The following is a 1,279-nucleotide window of genomic DNA, read 5'->3' on the forward strand; positions in this document are numbered from 1 at the left end:
TTCCACAGCACCTGGATCTGGGTCGCCCACGAAAGTGAAGTGCCCGAAGCCGGCAGCTACAAGACCACCTACATCGGCAAGCAGCCGGTGATCGTGGTGCGCGACCGCAAGCAGGCCATCAATGTGCTGCTCAACCGCTGCCGCCACCGCGGCGCCACGGTCTGCGAGCACAAAAAGGGCAAGACCAACAGCTTCGTCTGCCCCTACCACGGCTGGGGTTACGCCCTCGACGGCTCGCTGCGCGGCGTGCCGCACCCGGAAAGCTATGGCGACTGCCTGGACAAGGCCGAATTGCCGCTGGTCAGCCTGCGCGTGGAACGCTACGCCGGCATGGTCTTCGCCACCTTCAAGGACGACATCGAGCCGCTGGAGGACTTCCTCGGCGCGGCCAGAAAGTGGATCGACCTGTTCATGAAACAGGGCGCCGGCTACGGCATCAAGGTGCCCGGCGAGCACCGCTTCCGCTTCCCCGGCAACTGGAAGATCCAGTTGGAAAACACCACTGACGCCTACCACTTCCCGCTGGTGCACAAAAGCTTCCTGTCCTCGGTCGACGAGCAGACCCTGGCGCTGTTCGACTTCGTCAAAGGCCCCGGTTACGTCGAGGACCTGGGCAACGGCCACAGCGTGATGGTGATGATCCCCGAGCTGGTGGACCTGGAAGCCGACCTCGACAAGCCGATCCCTGAGCGCTTCGAGGCCCTCGCCGCCGAGCTGCGCGAGGAAGGTATCGACGAGCCGCAGGTGCGGCGCATCGTGCGCGCCGTCGGCGGTTCGGGCTTCAACCTCAACCTGTTCCCCAACATCGCCTGCTCGATGGCGTTCTTCCGCGTGCTGCAACCGATCTCGGTGACCGAAACCGAAATCCACCACGCGGTGATCACCATGGACGGCGGCCCGGCGGCAGCCAACCGCTACCGCCTGCGCCTGCACGAACACTTCCAGGGCCCGATGGGCTTTGGCACGCCGGACGACTCCGAGGCCTGGGAGCGGGTACAGAAAGGCGCCAGCGCCGGCGAATCGCTGTGGATCATGCTCAACCGCGGCCTGCCCGGCGAACGGCCCAGCGCCGATGGACGGGTGTCGGACGTGAGTGCCGAAACCGGCATGCGTGCGGCGTACCAGCAGTGGAAAAAGATGATGTCGGCCTGACGGTGGAGAGCCCTATGAACCTGCAATTGCTGCACGAAGTCACCGCCTTCATCTGGCAGGAAGGCGACATGCTCGACCACGGCGAATACGACGCCTGGCTTGCCCTGTGGACCGCGAACGGGACCTA

The 1,279-nt window shown here is 64.9% G+C and carries 1 protein-coding gene; it reads left to right on the forward strand.

Features of this window, described 5'->3' with window-relative positions; genetic code table 11:
- Positions 1 to 1,152, forward strand: a 1,152-nt coding sequence (locus tag APH34_RS28350; protein WP_054903787.1) for an aromatic ring-hydroxylating dioxygenase subunit alpha, incomplete at its 5' end; no start/stop codon positions are given.
- Positions 1,153 to 1,279: the final 127 nt, after the last annotated feature.

It is taken from the genome of Pseudomonas sp. NBRC 111131 (assembly GCF_001320525.1).
Lineage (GTDB): Bacteria > Pseudomonadota > Gammaproteobacteria > Pseudomonadales > Pseudomonadaceae > Aquipseudomonas > Aquipseudomonas ceruminis.